This window comes from Dokdonia ponticola, assembly GCF_042653865.1.
GTDB classification, from domain to species: Bacteria; Bacteroidota; Bacteroidia; order Flavobacteriales; family Flavobacteriaceae; genus Dokdonia; species Dokdonia ponticola.
The window spans coordinates 264,636-285,531 of the sequence record NZ_JBHSFV010000007.1 but is presented as its reverse complement, the minus strand read 5'-3'; the positions used below and the strand labels follow the sequence as shown (position 1 = coordinate 285,531).

The following is a 20,896-nucleotide window of genomic DNA, read 5'->3' as shown; positions in this document are numbered from 1 at the left end:
GCTTTTAAATCTCTATCCATATACTCCCTCTCAAAGCGGGTGCAAATGTACAATTTAATTTTACTTCTAAACAAACAAAAAAAATAAATATTTTTATTTTTTTATCCCTACCTAAAAACAAACCAAACACTATCTAAAAGAACGCGCTTACCAAAAAGCGGACAGCAAAGATAACACGTATTTCACAATCAAAAACTAAAAATGAAAAGATTTTTTGAAATAATTTTAAAGGATTGGAAAATAGAGGGGTATATTACAAAGACAAACCATCGTGTTTTGATTATGTTGAGCCTTATACAAAGGAAAGGTACCATTACTGCTCTATACTCTCCGCTTGAAAAGACTGGAGTTCTCCTTGATCAAAACTAACAGTTACTTGAATAGGGTTACAACACACCTCACAGTCTTCTACATAGGATGCATTTACCGATGGATCTATCAGCATGGAAATATCTTCCCAACAATACGGACATTGAAAAAAATGCTCAAACATGCCTATACTATATTATATATATATATATATATATATTACTCTTATAAACCTTGAGACACTTAGAAAGCTACATTCAAAAGTTGCCCTGTCAATTGCAACAGTTGTAATTCAGCTAATTTTGCTGTGTATTTTGCTGCATTCTTAGTCACTTCAGCATTCAAAAGATTTAATTGCGCTTGTCTAAACTCAATGCTTGAAATTTGTCCAAGTTTTAACTGTTCTTGAGAACGTTCAAAATTATCCTGATTTGTTCTCACGTTTTGTGTTTGCATTTCATAAATGGCAAGTGCATTTTTATAATTTCCTTTTGCATTTGCAATATCTCGTTGCACTTGTTGTTTTAATTGCTCTTTGGCTAGCTCTTGATTTTCTCTAAAAATCTTAGCATTTTTTAAAGCGATAATAGATCTACCACCATCAAAAAGATTCCATCGTAGTGTAGCTCCTGCTGCAAGAGAATTAGAAGTACTTGTCGTGCTTGGAAAAAAGGCAGAAGCAGGGTTGTTAGAAAGATTCCAACCATAACTTCCTGTCAAACCAACCGTAGGCAAAAACAAGGCTCTTGCTGTTTTGATTTGATAATCACTAATCATTATATCTTTTTCTGACTGAAGCAGTGTTACATTATTTTGCAATGCCTGCTCTATATGACTATCCATAAGAAGCTTGTTTACAAAAGTAACCGTTGTGTCTGCTTGAAACTTGTTTTCTAAATCTCTATTGAGAACTACATTGAGATCGCGTTGCGCATTTTGCAGATTCTGCCTAGCATTTAAAACATTAATACTATCTGTAGTGATATCTACTTTTGCATTAAGCACTTGAAGCTTATTAACTTGCCCATACTCAAATTGATACTGCGCCCTGACTTCTCTATCCTTACTTACCCGAAGCGCTTCTTCTAAAATAATAACGTTCTCTTTAAGTCTGGCAACTTCATAATAGACAGAAAAAAGCTGTAGCATCGTATTTTCTATGGTTTCACGGGCTTGTAATTGCGTGAGATTATACTGCTCTTTCAGCTGTTTATAATTGTAATACCGCCCTAATCCATCAAACAACGTATAGTCTAGATTTATAGAAGCATTATATCGAGTGGTCTCTGCTCCTACAATTTCTATGTCAGGTCTTGGAACGCCTTCTTGATTTAAAGCACCTCCAAAATCCGTATTACTAGTGGTTCTATCAAAATTTGCTCCTGCATTTCCTGTTACTGTAGGTAGATAGTCAGCATTAAGGATACTAGTGTTATTTTCAGAAATTTCAACTTGATTATTCGCTAATTTAATTCCAAAATTATTTTCAAGCATCAAGGAGACAGCCTCTTCTTTAGAAAGTACTTTAGAAGGGGTTTCCTGTGAGTACGCTTTCGCGAAAGCGAATACAACGAGAACAAAAAATATGTAATACTGCTTAAGACTCATGGGGTTGTTCTGTAATAGGTTGTGGATGTGATTTTTCATTCTCTTCTAAAGCATGACTTAGCTCTTCATCTGAATGTAAGTGCGACTCGCTTTCTTTTTGTTCTTTGATAGCTCTTTCTACCTCTTCTTTGGTAACTTCTCCACCGTGGTATATCCATCTCAGTGCTACTTTAATACTATTACTGAAGGATAAAAAGATGGGTAAAAGAATCAGCGTTAAAATGGTTGCAAATCCAATCCCATAGGCGATAGAAATTGCCATCGGAATCAAGAATTGTGCTTGCCTACTGGTTTCAAAGATTAAGGGTGCGAGTCCAGCTATCGTAGTAATAGAGGTCAAAAAGATCGCTCTAAAACGTGATCTACCTGCTTCATAAATGGCTTTATCAAACAACATTCCTTCTTTGAGATTGGTGTTGAACTTTCCAATAAGGACAAGCCCATCATTTACCATAATCCCAATAAGCGCAATGATACCTAACATAGACAAGATATTTACTGGAAAATCATGCACCCAGTGCCCCCAGGCAACTGCTGGCAAACTAAACGGCACTAATAATATCAATAATATAGGCTGACTATAACTACGAAATGTAAATGCTATCGTGATATAAATAAGAAGTATTACTATAAGTCCCACAGGCCCTAAGGAATCTGTAAGCTTATTTGCCTCTCTATTTTGACCTTCATAAGAAGGGGTTACCGTTGGATATTTAGAGAGTATCTCTGGCATAATCTCGTTACGTATCTCTGCTAGAATATCTGTAGGATCTGTCGTTTTTACATCTTTAAGATCTGCAGATATTTGTATTTCTCTTTGCCCCTCGAGATGGTTTACCGCTACATCCCCTCTTTGTATCGTATAGGTTGCAATTTCTTGAAGAGGTACCCGATCGCCATTTGGCAATAAGATACGCATGGCATCCATATCTGCAATAGATGAGCGATCTTCTTTATCATAGCGTACCCATACGCGTATCTCATCTTGCCCTCTTTGAAAACGTTGAGCTTGTGCACCAAAAAATGCAGATCTTACTTGCGCCATTACTGTACTGAGATTAAGGCCTAATGAATAGGCTTGTTCTCTTAACTCTATGCGTATTTCTTTGATTCCTGCAGGGTCATTATCTGTCACATCTTTTAAAAGCTCATTAGCTAGCATGACATCTTTCAGCTCTTTTTTTACTGCTTTCAGTTCTTCAATATTATTTCCCAACAAAGAAACCGAAACGGGGCTTCCCCCAAAGTTACCACCTCCTCCAAAAACCAGACTCTCAGCTCCAATCACCTCTCCTACTTTTTCGCGCAAGCTACTAGTGACTAATGCCGAGGTAATAGCATCCGGTCGTTCTTCACCAGGCAATAAGTTCATGGTTAACGTTGCTGCTGCCGTTCCTGGACCTAAATTTTTGATAATATTTTCGGTAAGTTCTTTCCCTGTGCCTGCTAGATACTTTTCAGTAAGTTCTTTATTTACTTCTATTGCCTTTTCCTCAATAAAAGAAATAATGCTATCTGTTACTTTCTCGTTGGTACCATTAGGCATATTCAACGTAATCTGAACACGGTCACTTGCTATTTGCGGAAAGAAAGCACCTCGTATAATTCCTGCTCCAAAACTCCCTGCAGTTAATAAAGCGATAAACAGAAATAAGGAAACCGTAATAAATTTGTATCTGAGGGTAGTTCGTAAGATAGGACTATACACTCGATCTCTCAGCCAAGTCATGATGGCATCTCCAAAGGTATTGATGTATCTCAATTTTGAAAACAATCTCCCGATCGTTGTGGTTGGTTTCTTCCCCTCTTTGCGCAGGGCCTTTGAATGCGCTAAATGCGCGGGAAGAATAATCAACGCTTCTACCAGCGATACTGCTAGCGTTAATATAACAACGACAGATACTTCCCCAAAAAATTCTCCAATACGACCGTCTAGAAAAAGAAAAATTCCAAAGGCTAAGACCGTGGTGATGATTGCAGATACGATAGGAGGAATTACTTCCATGGTGCCGTCTATGGCAGCTTGAATAGGTTCTTTTCCTTTTTCATAATGTTGATATATGTTTTCTGCAATAACAATCCCATCATCTACCAAAATACCTATAACAATAATCATCCCGAACAAGGAGAGCACATTAATGGTCACATTAAAGTAAGGCGCCAACATAAACATTCCTAAAAACGCTATTGGCAATCCAAAAGCTACCCAAAAAGCTAAACGTGTATTTAAGAAAAGGCTTAAGAAAATGAGCACGAGGATCATTCCTATAATTGCATTTTCCGTGAGGAGTTCTGTACGTTGCACTAATGTTTTGGAAAGGTCAGAAATCACACTTAACTGAACATTATTATACTTTACATTAAAATCTTCTATGTATTCTTTTACTTTTTCAGCACTAGAGATAAGATCTTCTGAGTTGGTACTCGTAATCTCTACATTAAGAGCCGTTTCTCCGTTGTAAAAAGTAGCATTGGGAGTTTCAGAAAAGCGATCTCTTACCGTCGCAATATCTTTCAAACGTATGGTACGTCCAGAGGCATCTGCCCTAACTATGATATTTTCAAGTTCGTTACCATAATACGATCGGTTATTGGCTCGTATTAAATACTCTTCAGCATCTGCTTTTACAGTTCCTCCTGTAGTTAAGATATTGGTTCTTGAAACAGCTTGCGATACTTCATCAAAAGAAATATTATAAGCGAGTAAATTATTTTCATTGACAGCTATTTCAATTTCTTCATCAGGATAGCCAGAGATACTAATCTGTGAAATCCCTTCTATTCCCCTAAGGTCGTTTTCAATTTGACGTCCTATCTGTTTAAGGGTCGCTAGTGGAATGTCTTTCCCGCTTACCGCGAAAGAAATGGTCTGTCGTATCGATTCTAGTTTTGACACCACCAGAGGCTCCATGCCAGAAGGGAATGACGGCACTCGATCTACCGCATTCTTCACTTCGAGAAGCATGAAATCAATATTTTCTCCTTTTTCTATTTCAACATTGATACTTCCGCTATTTTCTCTTGAAGTCGATGTTACCCTATCTACTCCAGCCAATCCTTTAAGATTATCTTCTATTTTTAAGACAATCCCTTCTTCTACCTCTTGAGGAGAAGCTCCAGGATATACAATAGTGATTACTATATTTTTTGAATCTACTAAAGGAAAAAATGAAGAGCGCATAGATAACGCACCCAATATTCCTAATACGGCAAAAGCAATAACGATTACATTTACAGCAACGTGATACCTTATAAAGTAAGAGATTAATTTTCTCATGACTTATTCGTTTTTAGCTGCACTAGTTTGTTCATATACTTTTACCCTCATTCCTGCATAAGCCCCAGGAACAGGTTTGTTTACCAAAATAGTCCCATCAGGCACCCCCTTAACAACCACCGACTTTTCAGAAAAATAAACAGGTTTAACATCTATAATATCTAAAACGGAGTCTTTAAGCACAAACAATTGTCTTTCTGATTGCAGTAGGTTTCTATTTACGGTAATAGCATCCGCCTCTTCACGGGCATTGAGTCTTGCCTCGAGATACATCCCTTCTCTTAGAGCTTCGTCTTTTACTTCTATAAAAGCAGTAATAGTTTGAGAAGCTTGTTCAATATTCCCATTGATACGGGTAACGATTCCTTTGTATTGTTTTGAATCATCTAGATTTTTTAATGTAACCTCTTTACCTACTTTTAACAAATCTGCATAACTCTTGCTAATCGCTACAGGAAGTTCATAAATACCTGTTTCTATGAATTCACCTATTTTTTGTCCACTTCTCACTAAAGCACCTTCCGTGACATTAGCTTCTGTCAATATTCCAGTAAAAGGAGCTACGATACGATATTTATATAGTCTTTGTTCTAAGTTTTTTACATTATAATAAGAAGTAAGAATATTACGTCCTGTGATAAAATAGCGTTCTTTGTCTGAAGTAATTTGCGGTAATTCTGGTAAAGATGTATTAATATCAAACGTATTCACATACGTTTCCCATTTTGGAAAAGCATTTGGGTAATCTATTCTTAAATCAGGTAATATGGCTGTAATTTGATTGATCAAATTACTTTTCTGAGAATTGACACTTGCCCTAAACTCATCAGCATCTAATCGCAAAAGGGTTTCTCCTTTTCTAAAAACCTGTCCTGGCTTAAAAACTTTGGCACCTCCAATGAGAACGCCTTGTACTTCTGAGTATAACTCTACCCTACGTTTTGCAGTAAGATTACCGTTTGCCTCTATAACTATAGGTACCAAACCATTTTGTACCGTGTCTACAAACACAGTTTTTACCACAGGTTTTGGCTTTGGTCTTTCTTTTTTATCCAAGCCAAAAAGCTTCACCATAGCAAAGCCACCTAAGGCCACAATTAGAAGACTAACAACAATTTGTAAAAATATTCTCATAAATTTTGGGTTGGTTATGGTGAGTTGACCGTATTCAATGAAATTCCATAAAAACGAATCGACACAAAAGTATGCAGGCTCTTTGTATCATATCGTTAAAAAACTCATAATTTAAATAGAGTTTCCTTTTAGAACCCCTTATCTAATTCATTATCTGAGTTGCTCATCCTCTCACTCAAGAAAAAAACACATCAACCAATAGATGATGCACTTCTTTTTCTATCCCAATTGATCAATTTGCTCTGAGGTTACCTCCCAATCTTCCATTAATTGATCGAGAGCTTTCTTTTTATTTTGATAATTATCAAAGAAATTTGGTTGCGCTACCGTCGCATCGTAATTGATTTCCATCTCTACATCGATGGCCTTTATTTCTCGTTCCAGTTTATTGATCTGAGCTTCTATCTTGCTTAGCTTATTATGAAGCCCTTTTAGCTTTTTTTGATCTTCATAGGATTGCTTATTGTCTTTCTTGGTTTCCGCTTTTACGGGTTGATCATCTCTTTTTTCAATTTCGCGTAAGCTATCTACTTCTCTACTTTCTAGATAATAGTCGATATCACCTAAATATTCTTTAATACGATGATCTTTAAATTCATAAACCCGATCTGTCAGGCCTTGTAAAAAATCTCTATCGTGTGACACCACAATAAGCGTTCCTCCAAAACTCTTTAAGGCAGCTTTAAGTACATTTTTGGATTTTATATCAAGGTGATTGGTAGGCTCATCCATTACCAAGACATTAAAAGGTTGCAACATCATCTTTGCCAGCGCGAGTCTATTGCGCTCTCCCCCCGAAAGGACACGCACATATTTATCTACTTCTTCCCCCCTAAAGAGAAAAGACCCTAAAATATCACGTACTCTTGGTCTTGTTTTCTCATCGGCAGCATCAATCATAGTGTCTTCTACTGTTTTGCTACCGTCTAGATATTCGGCTTGATTTTGGGCAAAATACCCTATTTGCACATTATGCCCCAGTTTGAGATGGCCTTGATGCTCCAGTTCTCCCACGATAATTTTTGCAAGTGTAGACTTGCCTTGCCCGTTCTGTCCTACAAAAGCTGTTTTGGTATCTCTCTCTACGAGAAGATCTATATTTTGCAATACTTTTTTGTCACCATAACTTTTGGCAATACCTTCGGTTTCTATCACTACTTTTCCAGGGGTTAAAGAAATAGGGAATTTAAGCGTCATTACGCTATTATCATCCTCATCTACTTCAATGCGATCAATCTTATCTAGTTTTTTGATAAGCGATTGCGCCATGGTTGCTTTTGAGGCTTTAGCTCGAAATTTCTCTATAAGTTTTTCGGTTTGCTCAATCTGTTTTTGTTGATTTTTCTGAGAAGCTAATTGTTGTTCTCTCAATTCTTGACGTAACACCAAATAATCACTATACGCTTTTGGGTAGTCATAGATGCGTCCTAGCGATATCTCAATAGTACGATTGGTCACATTATCCAAAAACATTTTATCGTGAGAAACAATCACGACAGCGCCTGAGTAATTTTTCAAAAACCCTTCTAACCATATAATAGATTCTATATCCAAGTGGTTGGTTGGCTCATCCAGCAAAAGAATATCATTACTTTGAAGTAATAGCTTTGCTAACTCAATACGCATACGCCATCCACCAGAGAAGGTGTCTGTAAGTTTGTCAAAATCTTCTCTTTTAAAACCTAGTCCTTGAAGAATACGCTCTGTATCGCCCTGATAGTTGTATCCTCCATGAATCTCATACTGATGTTGAATATCGTTGAGATCAATCATGAGCTGATTATAACTATCAGTTTCATAATCGGTTCGTTCTGAAAGCTGGGTATTAATCTCTTCTAATTGTTTTTCTAGTCTCTTTATTTCTGCAAAGGCTTCGTAGGATTCTTCTAGGACAGTTCGTCCTTCTACAAAGTCAATATCTTGTTTTAAAAATCCTATTTGGATTTCTTTTTCAATGGCAATAGATCCTGTATCGTACTCTTGTTCTCCAGAAATGATGCGCAACAAGGTTGACTTACCAGCCCCATTCTTCCCTACTAGCCCTACACGATCTCCCCCGTTAAGTCTAAAGGTTATTTCTTCAAAAAGGTACTCTCCCTGAAAGGATACTGAAAGATTGTGAATATTGAGCATTTCTTACGGCAATTTTGCTGCAAAGATGCTTAAATTTGCATTGTAAATCAACATTACGTATGGCAATTTTAAAAGGAACAAAATTGAACAGCATTCTATTTGGCAAATGTCCTGTTTGTCAAAACGAATCCATGTACGTGCAGCCAAATCCTTACAAACTCTCACAGACTTTAAAAATGCATGAACGTTGTTCACATTGTGACACCAAATATAAAATTGAGCCTTCTTTTTTTTATGGAGCCATGTACGTAAGTTATCCTGTGGGTATTGCGTTTGCTACTGCAGCGTTTACCATTACGTATTTTTTTATTGGGGCCACTTTGGTAAATACCTTTTTAGCGATAGTAGGTACAATGGTTGTATTTTTACCCGTGATTATGAGGCTTTCGCGAAATATCTGGATTAACTTTTTTATGAGTTATGATAAGACTAAGGATCAACTTACAGGCTCTTAACTTATTTCTTTTTACCAAAACGTGTAATATTGATCTCCACTGGGAGTTCTTTCCCATATTCTAGATAATCAAAAAGATACATCGCGAGCATAGCAGACATCATAATCCCACGAGTTCCTAGTCCATTTAAAACCGCCAATTGCGGGTATTCTGGATGTACTCCCAATAACGCTCTACGATCACCTACAGTAGGACGCACACCTACTTCCTGATCTACAATTTCATAATCACATGTAATAAGAGAAGACAGTTTTTCTGTAAGTTCAATTCTTGCTTCTTTTGTAGGGAGGGTGTCTTTATCTTTCCAATTAAATGTAGCGCCCACTTTATACAAATCATCTTCCAAAGGAACAATAAAGAATGAGGATTTAATCGCAGAAGTTAATTGTAACTCTTTTGCTTTTATGATAAGATATTCTCCTTTATTCCCTACAAGTGGCAAATGTTTAAAATAAGGGTTCTTTTTAAGTCCGTATCCTTCGGCAAAAACGATGTGTTTGGCTTGGATTCCTTTATACTCAACTCCTTGATCTGTGCATTTTAATTGGGAATGTTCAAAGTCCGCTTTCGCGAAAGCGTGCTTAGACTCCAAATATGCTTGGTAATTTTTTTGAAGCTTTTTAATATCAATCCTCCCCGTCTCTAGGACCCGACCATAAGCATAGGGTGCATGAATATTAGGGTTATCATCTGGAATAAGCTCAGTAGAAATAAACCGATTTAGCTCAGGTTGATCTGACGCTGCAAACCAATTATTTTGATCTTCAGCGGAATAAAATACCTTTTGAACAGGCATCTCATGAATACAATTAGCTTTTATTTTTTGTGCTATTTTTTTAAAATACGGCACTGCGATATCTAACTGCTCGGTTGCTTTCCAAGGAAGCGTGTATCTTTTTAAGATCACAGGATTATAGAGCCCTGCAGCTACGCGACTAGCGCCATTCATTCCATTGTCAAAAACAATAAAGGTTTTGTTTGCATTTTCTAATTGCTCACAAAAAGCAATCCCTGCTAATCCTAAACCAACAATAATATAATCTACTTCTTGCATAGGCTGCAAAGATACTAATGTATTATACGAAATGGATTTTAAAAAAAGTCTATAAAATTTGAATTATATAGTACTATAGAAACTAAATATTAGGACTTTCATATTTATTGGGACCTATAGTGATTAGTACGCCATTTGAGAAAATACGTCAATGTTAAAAAGAAAAGCAGATATATACTCAAAAATTGAAACAGAAAAAAACCCATTTAGAAAATACATTCTAAATGGGTTTTTATTTTGATTGAAATTACATTAATAATTCCAGAGGTCTTGTTCTAGATTACGTATGGTTTCTTTGATACGAGTCGACTCTAATAATTGCATCATTGCATTATTATTGATATAATCTTTCACTTGTCTATCGCCTTGCACATTATCTTCTCGATAAATCACTCCACTGAATCGCCTACTATTCAACAAATGGTCAAATGATATAGGCATAGACGTATTTTTACGATTAAACGCTTTTGCTTTGTGCAATATTTCTCTTGCACCTGGGAACCATACCCAGAAAAGTTCGATGTCTTCTTGAGTAGGATCGTCTAGGAAGTTGACATCTCCAGAAACTGGCGCGATTCCTAACAAACGATACTTTAATTCGCCTTGACGTTTATCAACATACCAATACCCACGTATGTGATACGCATTGATGTCTTGAGCTGTAATACGTCTGGTTTCGATATTATAATCAGAGATAGGTAAACCTTCGTTTTGCTCTCTTTTACCGTCGTCTGTCGTATCTACTACTTTAAGAGCCGCAGAAATATCATCTAATGTAATTTTATTAGTAAAATATGAATCATCATAGATCGCATCAATTTTACCGTTTTTAATGTTTTTCATTAAAACTTGATACAATGAACGTCTGTCTGACCCTATGTTAAGTGTATCTATAGGATAGTACAAAGGGAAATTAACGCGTTCATCAAGATCGATTACTTCCCACGTATTTTTAGACCAAAGAACATCTCTTTTTTCTACATACCCATACGGAAGCGGCGTATCATTATCATTTGCTTTTTGCTCTTCTGTAATTTCAAACATTTCGTCTGGTGTTTTTGCATTGAGGATATTTCCTTGGGCAAACACTGACGTTGTCATTACAAAAGCAAATGCGATTAGAATTAAATTCTTGAGATTCATAATTATAAATTATTAGTTTGTTAACTCAATAAGAACGGGAGAAATCTTTCTTAAATTGTATGTTGAGTTCCCTTGTATTTTTGCTTTAATATCAAAAATTTGAACTACATCACCCCTTCTTACCTTTTTGAGTGCATTTCTAGCGGCATCGTTTAATTTATTTCCTTGTACCAGAACAGTAGCCGCTCCTGGTGCTTTGAACTTAAAGCTATTTACTTTTAGGTTTAGTTCAAAGTCAAAGTCTGGTAACGCTGCCCCTACTGGAGCTGCTCCTACCGCCTCTCTTGTCATTTTTAATGACCCTGAGTCATCATTACGCATGGTTCCTACAGGACGTGGAATATCTTTGATACGGAAGGTTGCTTTATCACTAACTGTTCCTCCACCATCAGGTAATGTTGCAGTTACGTTAATAGTTACTTCTTTTCCTTTACCGGGAGACATCACATATTTAGATCCTTTAACTGGATTTAGACCTGTCCCGCTGGCTCTTACCTTACTATCGTCAACACCAGCAAATGTAATTGTCATTGGGTTTTGCACGCCTCTATAGACTACATTCATTTTATCTGCAGCAATAATAGCAGAGTTAGGTTTATTGATTGTAGTAAAAGATTGCTTTACATCTACTGGAACTTCTTTTCCATCTTGAAGATACACTAAAGTTCCTGTGATATCATGATCACCTACACCACCTGTATTTACTCCTAGAACTAATTTACCTCCGTCATAACTAATTTTATCCTGAGGAATAGCACGACCATCTAATTTTAATTCCACACGAGATGGCTTTGTAGAGGCGTCTACACGACCTAAAGAAAGTACTCCATCAAACGTAGATCCTGTGTAATATGCTCCTTTAGAAGTCGTCATTACAGTTTCATAGTTATCTAATTTTGCTAATTCTTTAAGATTCCCTGAAAGTAACTTAGATAATAACTCGTTCTCAACGACTTTAATATCATTTTGAATTTGAGTCATTTTTGTGATAGAGGAAACCATTGGAAAACCAACAAAGTGGTATCCTATATAATCTTTCTTAATGCCTTCACTATCTTCAATATCAGCAGTACTAAAATCATTTTTAATTTGGTCAGCTAACCCTTTGTTGCTTTCACTCACAAGAGCCACCATACCCGTTCTATAAGCATTCATTTGGTCCAAAAATTCTTGTCCTTCTGCTGATACTTTTCCGCTTTTGTAATAGGTTTCATCAAGATATTGAGTCTTATCCATAGACTCATAATCTTTTCTGTCCTCTATTTTATTACCTTCATATATAGCATTTTTTTGTGCCTCAAGATAATCGTAAAATGTTTTAGATAATTGAGCAGCTTGCTGAGCTGTAGAAGCCGCTTTAGCAAACTCATCATTTTCGCTAGCTTTATCTCTAAGATTATTTAGAGCCAAATCATTTTTAGACTCAAAACTAGTGTTTGATTGTGCTAATTTTTCATTTATCGATCCAAACGCCGATAATACTTCTTTTGACATATTCAGTGCTAGCATCGCTATAAACACTAAGTACATCAGGTTAATCATTTTCTGCCTTGCAGATAATTTTCCTCCTGCCATAAGTTCTAATTTTTAGTTTTAGTTAATGAATAATTATCAAACTAAAATTAGTTCTTAGCCATTGCAGATAACATACCTCCGTATACTCCATTCAAAGAAGATAGGTTAGTTGCAAGACTTTCCATTTGCTCTTTAAGTTTCCCTGCATTAGCAGTTACTTGCTCATTGATTTCAGCCTGACGGCTAGAAGATTCAACTTGTACTTTGTAAAGGCTATTTAAAGATTCCATTTGAGCTGCTGCAAGTGCCATTTCCTCACTGTATTTTTTAGTAGAATTCATTGCTTCTACTGTCGGAGAAATCTCTTTTGCTGCTCCTTCAAAATTACGAATACTGCTTCCTAAGCTTGCCATTAACTCACCGTCAATTTTTGCTTCTTTAAGCATGCTATCTAATTTTTGCGAAAGTAATCCTTCAGCATCTTTAGGAGCTTCTTTTTTTCCTTTTGTTTGACCTCCTGCTAATTCAGGATATACTAATGACCAATCTAGGTCTTCGTCTACTGATTCAAAAGCTGAAACAACAAATACAGCTGCTTCTGTAAGTAATCCAACGATCAGCATTTCATTTCCATAAGGCCAGTGCATAATTTTAAATAAAGCACCTACAATTACTACTGCTGCTCCTAGTCCGTAGACCATATTCATTAGTTTCTTGCCAGATTTTGATTTTGCCATGATAATTTAGTTTTTTTGTTAAGGTTTAGATTTAGTTAATTATAAATTTGGGGTAATTAAAATACGGGGTTATTTAGGTGCTTTACGTAGGTTTACTTTTTCATCAAGCCCTAAGAAATCTTGTACAGTTCTGAATCCAATGTAGCTTCTAGCTGAGTCTTGGTATTCATAATCACGAGAACTTACTTGAAGAAAATAAGCAACATCTTTCCAAGAACCTCCACGTATCACTTTTCTTCGGTTAGAAGCGTCATTCACGTTAGGGTTCATTGTAGACATATATTCATATGAGTTAGGGTCGTAGGAAGACGCTACCCATTCTGAAACATTACCAGCCATGTTGTATAAGTTGTAATCGTTAGGCTCGTAAGCATCTGCCTCTACCGTGTACAGTGCTTGATCTGCACCATAATCACCTCGTAAAGGTTTAAAATTAGCTAAGAAACAGCCTCTATCGTTTTTAGCGTAAGGACCTCCCCATGGAAAATCACCTCCCTCTAGTCCACCACGAGCAGCATATTCCCACTCAGCTTCGCCAGGAAGTCTAAAACGATTTACAAATTGTTTCTTTTTAGTTTTTTGATATTCATTTTTATGAAGTGTTCTCCACTCACAAAATGCTTTTGCTTGCATCCAATCTACGCCAACTACAGGATAATCTCCATAAGCATCATGCCAGAAATAATCATTATGCATAGGCTCATTGTAGGAATACGCAAAGTCTTTAATCCATACAGTAGTATCTGGATATACTTTTACTTTTTCTGTTTTGATATGATCTTTACGCTTACCTTTTACTCTTGCTGCAGCTTCTATATCTAGATATGTATATCTGAATTCAAGTTTATCTACATCAATTGTACGTTGACCGTTGTATGCTTCTTCAACAGGAATGTACATTGTATCCATTACTTCTGAGTAGTACTCGTCTGGATAATCATTCGTATCCCAAATAATGTCTATTTCTTTATTGAGTTTACGACCTTCAAAACCAGTCTCGCCTAATCCGTAATAGTTATCATACATGTACTGCTGATATGGATTTAAGTTATCTGTATCACCATCTGCAAATGCAAAGTCTCCAATACCGCCACTTCCTGGGGTCTCACCCAAGTCGTCTGCCATAATAGCCAATTTGGTTCTAATGATTGAGTCTCTTACCCAATTTACAAACTGTCTGTATTCTGAATTTGTAATTTCGGTTTCGTCCATGTAGAATGAACGTACTGTCACTGTCTTAGTAGGGGCGTCTTCTACAGCAGCGATGTCGTCATCACTTTTTCCCATTATGAAGGCTCCTCCAGATATGAGGGTCATTCCATAGGGCTTCTCTGGATGCCAGCTCTTGCCTTTAACTCCGACAAGTTCTCCACGATCATTTCCTTTGCCACAACTGTATAGCAATGTCAATATCGCAATAAATGCAACACATTTTTTCATAGGATATAGGTTAAGTATTCTAGATTTTAGGACGTAAACCTATTTATTTATTTTCAAATAAACAATTTATTTGTCTAAAACCTTTCATTCTATTTTTAGTTAGTACTGGTTATACCTCATTCTTTTTGCGCGCCTTGTACCATCTTTCTGGTATATTCTGGTTACAGCCATCTAGATAGTCTTGATGCGTGCAAGGTAATAACGTATGCCTTTTCAATTTATTATTCAAATTCGAAATAAATGGGATTTCAATCCACCATCTCTCTGTTTTTTTACTCTTGTAATAGGTAAGCACCTCATCATCAATGGGCACCTGATATGTAATGAAGCTTCCTTTTTCTACATCCAAATCTTCATTTGTCCTATAATTCACTCCCTCCATAAAATACCAAAGCATTTGAGCTACTAACATTGCGGCAGTTTCTTCATGTGCATCATTCTTATATTCAAAGATTCCGAATGAACTTACTTTATCACTTATTCCTGCGTAACGACAAATGGCACAAATCTCTTTTCCTTCAAAACCATTAGGGATTTTACTATGTCTGTAGCTTAATTCACTACTTTTTATACATCCCATATCCACTACCACAATATCTGCATCTCGCATTACAGGCTCTACACTTTTAATATTTGCAGTCACATTTCCGAGACGATAGGCATCAAAATACAATCGATCCATAAGATCTATCTCATCTTGCGAATTAAAGTAGGTCTGAAACCCTATATTACTATAATTAAATAAATTATACGGCTTGTCGACAATAATCTTACCAACATACGAATGGTGTTCTAAGGGCTTACTTGTGTCTCCTAAATCAAATCGGCTATCTACATTAACTAGATTTACCATTTGATCTAACTTATCGTATGATCTATACATTGGATATACTAGATCTTGACTACCTCCTATAAAAACAGGGATGATGTTCTTTTTTACGAGGGTTTCCGTGATACTTCTCACTGCAAAATAAGTGTCCTCGACTGTATCACCTTTATCAACATCCCCTAAATCTGCTATTTGAGTATGCCAATTTCCAGGAAATAGTTCATAAAAAGCTCTCCGAATCTCTGTAAAACAAACGGTTTCCCCTAAATGATTGAGGTCTCGTCTGTTTTCGCGTACCCCAATAATGGCTATTGCAACATCCTCTAGATCTGGAAAACCCTCTCGTTCACTATGCACTCTAATTGTATTACCTATACATTGATGATGTAGCAACTGAATGTGTGCTATTGCAACATCTGTGACCGGCAACAAAAAATCAAATATCATTATTTATTTCTTTTTCGTTGTTGCTTTTTTACGTGTTGTCTTCTTTTTTGGCGCTTGCTTCTCTATAATATCTAGCACTTCTTGCAAGGTGAGTTTTGTTGCATCTACCGTTTTAGGCAATTCGATTTTAGTTTTACCTTTTATGATATTTGACCTTCCCCAGCGTGCTTTTTCGACTCGTATGCCTTCTGCCTCAAAATTATGAATGACCTTATCTATTTCTTTTTGTTTCTTATCCTCAATAAGTTGAATAATATCTTCTTCAGAAAGGTTATCAAAATCGTACTTTTTGTTGACATTGATAAACATTCCGTTCCACTTTATGAAGGGACCAAAACGACCTGTTCCTTTTTGGACAGGCAAATCCTCATATACGTATATAGGGGCATCTGCGGCTTGCTTCTCTTTGATATAGGTAATTGCCTCATCAAGATCTACATCCATAGGATCCCTTCCTTTAGGCAGGGAGACAAACATTTTCCCAAAACGAACATAAGGACCAAAACGACCATTGTTCACTTGCACCTCTTCGTTTTCATACTCTCCTAAATCTTTAGGTAATTTAAAGAGATCCATTGCCTCCTCATAGGTAATACTTCCTAATTGTTGGTCTGGTCCAAGACTAGCAAATTGAGGTTTCTCCTCGTCTTCTACCGATCCTATCTGAACCATGGGTCCAAATTTACCTAGGCGAACACTCACAGGCTTTCCTGTTTTAGGATCTGTTCCTAAAATACGCTCTCCTACTTCTCTATCAGCATTTTCTTCAACATCCTTCACATGCGGGTGAAAATCTTTATAGAAGGCTTTCATCATGGTGGTCCACTCCTGCTTTCCTTCGGCGATATCATCAAAATCTTGCTCGACTTTTGCCGTAAAATTATAGTCAAGAATATTTTCAAAGTGATTTACTAAAAAATCATTCACCACCATTCCTACATCTGTGGGCACTAATTTTCCTTTATCTGACCCTACGGTCTCTGTTAGTTTCTTTTCAGTGACAGCTCCTTTAGAAAGTTTTAATACATCATATGATCGCTCAGTCCCATCAACTGTTCCTTTTTCCACATATTTACGATTTTGAATTGTCGTAATGGTAGGTGCATAGGTAGACGGTCTTCCAATACCTAGTTCTTCTAATTTTTTAACGAGAGATGCTTCTGTATATCGGTAAGGTGGCCTTGTAAATCTTTCTGTTGCTGTGATCACTCTATTTTTGAGAGCTTCTCCTTTTCGTAATGCTGGAAGCAATCCGGTGTCTTCTGAATCAGTCTCTTCGTCGTCCTGTCCTTCAAGGTATACTTTTAAAAACCCTTCAAATTTCAGCACTTCTCCGTTAGAAGTAAAGTTATCTGTTCCTGCAGAGGATGCTATTTGAACATTGGTACGCTCTAGTTTTGCTTCACTCATCTGGGAAGCAATAGCGCGTTTCCAAATAAGCTCATACAATCTTGCCTGATCTCTATCTATATTCACTGAGTGGCGGGAGAAATCTGTTGGACGTATCGCTTCGTGAGCTTCTTGCGCTCCTTTTGATTTTCCTTTATAATTACGTTCTTTACTAAACTCTTCACCGTAAGCAGAAATAATTTCTGCTTTCGCTGCGTTTTTTGCATCTACAGATAAGTTCACACTATCAGTACGCATATAGGTAATAAGCCCCGCTTCATAAAGACGCTGTGCCATCGTCATTGTTTTACTTACTGAGAAGTATAGTTTACGACTTGCCTCTTGCTGTAATGTTGATGTGGTAAATGGAGGTGCTGGAGATTTTGTAGCTGGTTTTTTTGTAAGTGATTCTACCTTAAATTGGGCATTTGCATTTTTCTCGAGAAATGCTTTTGCTAGTGCTTTACTCGTAATATTTTTAGGAAGTTTCGCCTTGAATACTTTTCCTTCTTCATTAATAAATGTAGCATCAACTCTATAGGAAGCTTCGGCAGTAAAATCTTGAATTTCACGCTCTCTTTCTACAATAAGACGCACAGAAACAGACTGTACCCTACCCGCAGACAAACCTCCTTTGACTTTACGCCATAATACTGGAGATAACTCATATCCTACAAGTCGATCTAATACACGTCTTGCTTGTTGTGCATCTACAAGGTGGTAATCTATTTTTCTTGGATTCTCTATAGCTCTCTGAATGGCAGTCTTGGTAATCTCATGAAAAACAATACGTTTTGTACGTTCTGGCACTAATCCAAGTTCTTGCTCTAAGTGCCAAGCAATAGCTTCTCCTTCTCGGTCTTCATCACTTGCTAACCAGACCATTTCTGCTTTCTTAGCGAGATCTTTTAGCTTCTTGACTACTTTTTTCTTATCGTCTGAGACAATATAATTTGCCTTAAAATCACCATCTACATTCACCCCTAATTCCTTAGAGGGTAAATCTGCAATGTGACCAAAACTACTTTCCACTTTATAGTCTTCTCCTAAAAATTTTTCAATAGTTTTTGCCTTTGCTGGTGACTCTACAATGACGAGATTCTTTGCCATACTTTTCTTTTTTTTGGGATTACAAAAGTAGATGAAATATTTAATTAAAAAATCTAAGTAGTGCAAATCATTGAAAAATACTTTAAAAAAAAGTACACTAAATTATTGATTTTAAATTATATACGCTTTCGCGAAAGCGTATAAAAAAGAAAAATACTAGGCCCCAATTTGAGCTATCGCATCGTCATCTTCATAGAATCCGACTACTCGTTTATACACTAAATACGCAGGAAGGTATACAAATGAAAGCGTAAAATAAATCCCAATAAAACAAGCTACGAGTCCTACTATAGATGCCAATATCCCAGAAACAAATACGAGTCCAAAAGTGACGCCCCACTTGGCATTTCCTAAATTGAAGGCTGCTTTGTAGATCTCATTAATGGTTAAATCTGGATGAAATGCAAAAATGATAAGAGCAAACTGTAATGGTATAAAAACATAGAGAATCGGGATAACGCAGAGCATAAAAGCTAAAATCCCAATTCCTGCCTGAGCCATAGAAAATATAAATAGTTTTTTAATATGCTTCTTTTTAAAAAACATACCAAAATTAATACCTAGTTCTGCTCGTTTGTTTCTTTCTTTTACTCTAACTATTCTGTAAAAAGCAGCTTGAAGTCCAAAGTTAAATGTTGTTACAACAATCAATGTGACCAAATACAACACTAAAAACAATATCATTACAAGAATTGCTACAATATTAAAATCTCCCTCAAGGGCTTGATCGTCTACAATAAACTCTAATGCTATCGCTGGAATGTACATAAGTAAAGACAGTCCATATTGAATAAGAAAACTTAACACTAATAGCAAAAACCCCTGAAGCCATACCTTCTGAAATAAATTAATAGCCTCACCAAATACATCCCCAAAATCAACTGGGTTGTTTTTATTTATTTTTTCTTGGATTTGCAAAAATGTCATTATGTGAATTTTGAGCAAAAATAATAGAATATATGACATAAAAAAGAGTGCCGTATAGAACAGCACTCTTTTTACGATTTTATAGCAATTTTAATTAATCACATACTCACTAAGTAATGAAAGTCCATTTTCTTCGTATGTATATTGATATAGTGTATTGTTTGCAATAGCCAGTAGTTTATCTTCAAGAGGAATCACATCAAATACATTAATATCCTCTATGACTTCGAGAAGCACTAATTCTTCAGGACTACTTTTATCATAGATATGAAATCCATTAGGACCATCACTCACAAATAATAAATCTTCTTTAATACCTAACCCGTAAGGTTCTTGCATGCTATATTCACGAACACTGTATGGATTGTTTTTATCAGCTATATTAATGACTTCTAGGATGCTTAATTGTTGACCACAGGTATTTCCACCTCTTAGTGTAAGATACGCATAATCGCCATCTACTACCACGGGATCACATCCTTGCAAATGATTAATTTCTGAAGCATATTGAGGTTGTGTTCTATCTTCTATATTGTATATAAGCATTCCATTTTGACTACCAATATAGAGGTAATCATCTCTGTTAAAGATCGTTTCTATTTGCCATCCAATTCCTTGCTGTCCAACTAAGCTTGAAACACCTAGTGTACTAATGTCAAAAACATAGAGATCTGAAAAATCTACTACATATAGATATGAATCTACAATCTTGAATCTAGCAAAAGACCCTCCCTGTCCAGTTACATCACCAGAAGTAACTGCTGCATCTTCCAGAAAAATATCATCTCCAAAATCCTGAATCTCAACTTGGATTTCTGAATATGTCCAACCCACTACAAAAGACTCTGAAGGATTATAATTCCCATAATCTATTTGATCAAAAGATTCTGTGATAGCAGCTAGTGAGAAACCAAAATCATTAAATACATCTTCATACCTATCTATAAGAGTAATATTATCTATATCAGCAATATTAAACAAGACTAAGTCAGTATAACTATCAGCATATAAAATGTCATTACGTACCTCAATATCAAAATTTCCTGGAATTTTCAGGAAAGCTATTTTTTGAGGATTTTCAGGAATACGATTATCAATAACATGCACGCCTAGATTACGATCATTTACAAAAACATAATTTGTATAGGTATATATTTTTCCCGATTCGTTGATAGGACGCTCTGTCTCCACTGCAACAGAGGCCCGAACTACATCCTTGCTCTCAAGTACAGCATTGGCAATAATTCTAGTTTCAAATCTAGTATCATCATCCTTACAAGAAAGAAACAAGGTGAGTACACTTATGAATAAAAGGAACGTATTTTTTTTCATGATTGCTTTAGTCTTAATATCTTAATAGTATATACTATTTAAGACTCCAGAACAATA

15 protein-coding genes are annotated in these 20,896 nt (G+C 36.2%); 1 reads left to right on the top strand and 14 read right to left on the bottom strand.

Annotated features, from left to right (window positions below; genetic code table 11):
* Window positions 1-313 precede the first annotated feature (313 nt).
* The 5 genes from ACFO3O_RS13115 to ACFO3O_RS13095 form a co-directional block, all read right to left on the bottom strand.
* Window positions 314-493: a CPXCG motif-containing cysteine-rich protein gene (locus ACFO3O_RS13115; protein ID WP_379979520.1), complete on the bottom strand. Its 180-nt coding sequence runs from the start codon at window positions 491-493 to the stop codon at window positions 314-316.
* 59 nt (window positions 494-552) lie between these two features.
* The gene (locus ACFO3O_RS13110; protein WP_379979518.1) at window positions 553-1,956 is read right to left on the bottom strand and encodes a TolC family protein; all 1,404 of its coding nucleotides are present in this window, start codon (window positions 1,954-1,956) and stop codon (window positions 553-555) included.
* Window positions 1,907-5,194, bottom strand: a complete 3,288-nt coding sequence (locus ACFO3O_RS13105; protein WP_379979516.1) for an efflux RND transporter permease subunit — start codon at window positions 5,192-5,194, stop codon at window positions 1,907-1,909. Before ACFO3O_RS13105 ends, ACFO3O_RS13110 begins: the two co-directional genes overlap by 50 nt.
* A 3-nt stretch (window positions 5,195-5,197) precedes the next feature.
* Window positions 5,198-6,328, bottom strand: coding sequence for an efflux RND transporter periplasmic adaptor subunit (locus ACFO3O_RS13100; protein ID WP_379979514.1), 1,131 nt, complete (start codon window positions 6,326-6,328; stop codon window positions 5,198-5,200).
* A 219-nt stretch (window positions 6,329-6,547) separates the two neighbouring features.
* Complete coding sequence (locus tag ACFO3O_RS13095) at window positions 6,548-8,461, bottom strand: ABC-F family ATP-binding cassette domain-containing protein (protein WP_379979512.1); 1,914 nt, start codon at window positions 8,459-8,461, stop codon at window positions 6,548-6,550.
* Window positions 8,462-8,520: 59 nt separating this feature from the next.
* On the opposite strand from ACFO3O_RS13095, the gene ACFO3O_RS13090 reads away from it, so the two are divergent.
* On the top strand, window positions 8,521-8,916 hold the full coding sequence (locus ACFO3O_RS13090) for a DUF983 domain-containing protein (RefSeq protein ID WP_379979510.1): 396 nt from the start codon (window positions 8,521-8,523) through the stop codon (window positions 8,914-8,916).
* Between the two features lies 1 nt (window position 8,917).
* On the opposite strand, the gene ACFO3O_RS13085 is transcribed toward ACFO3O_RS13090, so the two are convergent.
* From ACFO3O_RS13085 to ACFO3O_RS13045, 9 genes are all read right to left on the bottom strand, one after another.
* Window positions 8,918-9,970, bottom strand: a complete 1,053-nt coding sequence (locus tag ACFO3O_RS13085; RefSeq protein WP_379979508.1) for an NAD(P)/FAD-dependent oxidoreductase — start codon at window positions 9,968-9,970, stop codon at window positions 8,918-8,920.
* A 252-nt stretch (window positions 9,971-10,222) separates the two neighbouring features.
* The gene (gene porN, locus ACFO3O_RS13080; RefSeq protein ID WP_379979506.1) at window positions 10,223-11,113 is read right to left on the bottom strand and encodes a type IX secretion system ring subunit PorN/GldN; all 891 of its coding nucleotides are present in this window, start codon (window positions 11,111-11,113) and stop codon (window positions 10,223-10,225) included.
* Window positions 11,114-11,125: 12 nt separating this feature from the next.
* Window positions 11,126-12,688 carry a type IX secretion system motor protein PorM/GldM gene (porM, locus tag ACFO3O_RS13075; RefSeq protein WP_379979504.1) on the bottom strand — a complete coding sequence of 521 codons (1,563 nt, stop codon included), beginning with the start codon at window positions 12,686-12,688 and terminating at the stop codon, window positions 11,126-11,128.
* A 47-nt stretch (window positions 12,689-12,735) separates the two neighbouring features.
* Entirely contained in the window at window positions 12,736-13,365 is a 630-nt protein-coding gene (gene porL, locus ACFO3O_RS13070; RefSeq protein ID WP_379979502.1) for a type IX secretion system motor protein PorL/GldL, read from the bottom strand.
* 69 nt (window positions 13,366-13,434) lie between these two features.
* Window positions 13,435-14,805 carry a T9SS ring complex lipoprotein PorK/GldK gene (porK, locus tag ACFO3O_RS13065; protein WP_379979500.1) on the bottom strand — a complete coding sequence of 457 codons (1,371 nt, stop codon included), beginning with the start codon at window positions 14,803-14,805 and terminating at the stop codon, window positions 13,435-13,437.
* A 109-nt stretch (window positions 14,806-14,914) separates the two neighbouring features.
* Window positions 14,915-16,081, bottom strand: coding sequence for a formimidoylglutamase (locus tag ACFO3O_RS13060; protein ID WP_379979498.1), 1,167 nt, complete (start codon window positions 16,079-16,081; stop codon window positions 14,915-14,917).
* 3 nt (window positions 16,082-16,084) lie between these two features.
* Window positions 16,085-18,580, bottom strand: coding sequence for a type I DNA topoisomerase (gene topA, locus ACFO3O_RS13055; protein WP_379979496.1), 2,496 nt, complete (start codon window positions 18,578-18,580; stop codon window positions 16,085-16,087).
* A 156-nt stretch (window positions 18,581-18,736) separates the two neighbouring features.
* Window positions 18,737-19,507 carry a hypothetical protein gene (locus tag ACFO3O_RS13050; protein ID WP_379979494.1) on the bottom strand — a complete coding sequence of 257 codons (771 nt, stop codon included), beginning with the start codon at window positions 19,505-19,507 and terminating at the stop codon, window positions 18,737-18,739.
* 90 nt (window positions 19,508-19,597) lie between these two features.
* On the bottom strand, window positions 19,598-20,839 hold the full coding sequence (locus tag ACFO3O_RS13045; RefSeq protein WP_379979492.1) for an LVIVD repeat-containing protein: 1,242 nt from the start codon (window positions 20,837-20,839) through the stop codon (window positions 19,598-19,600).
* Window positions 20,840-20,896: the final 57 nt, after the last annotated feature.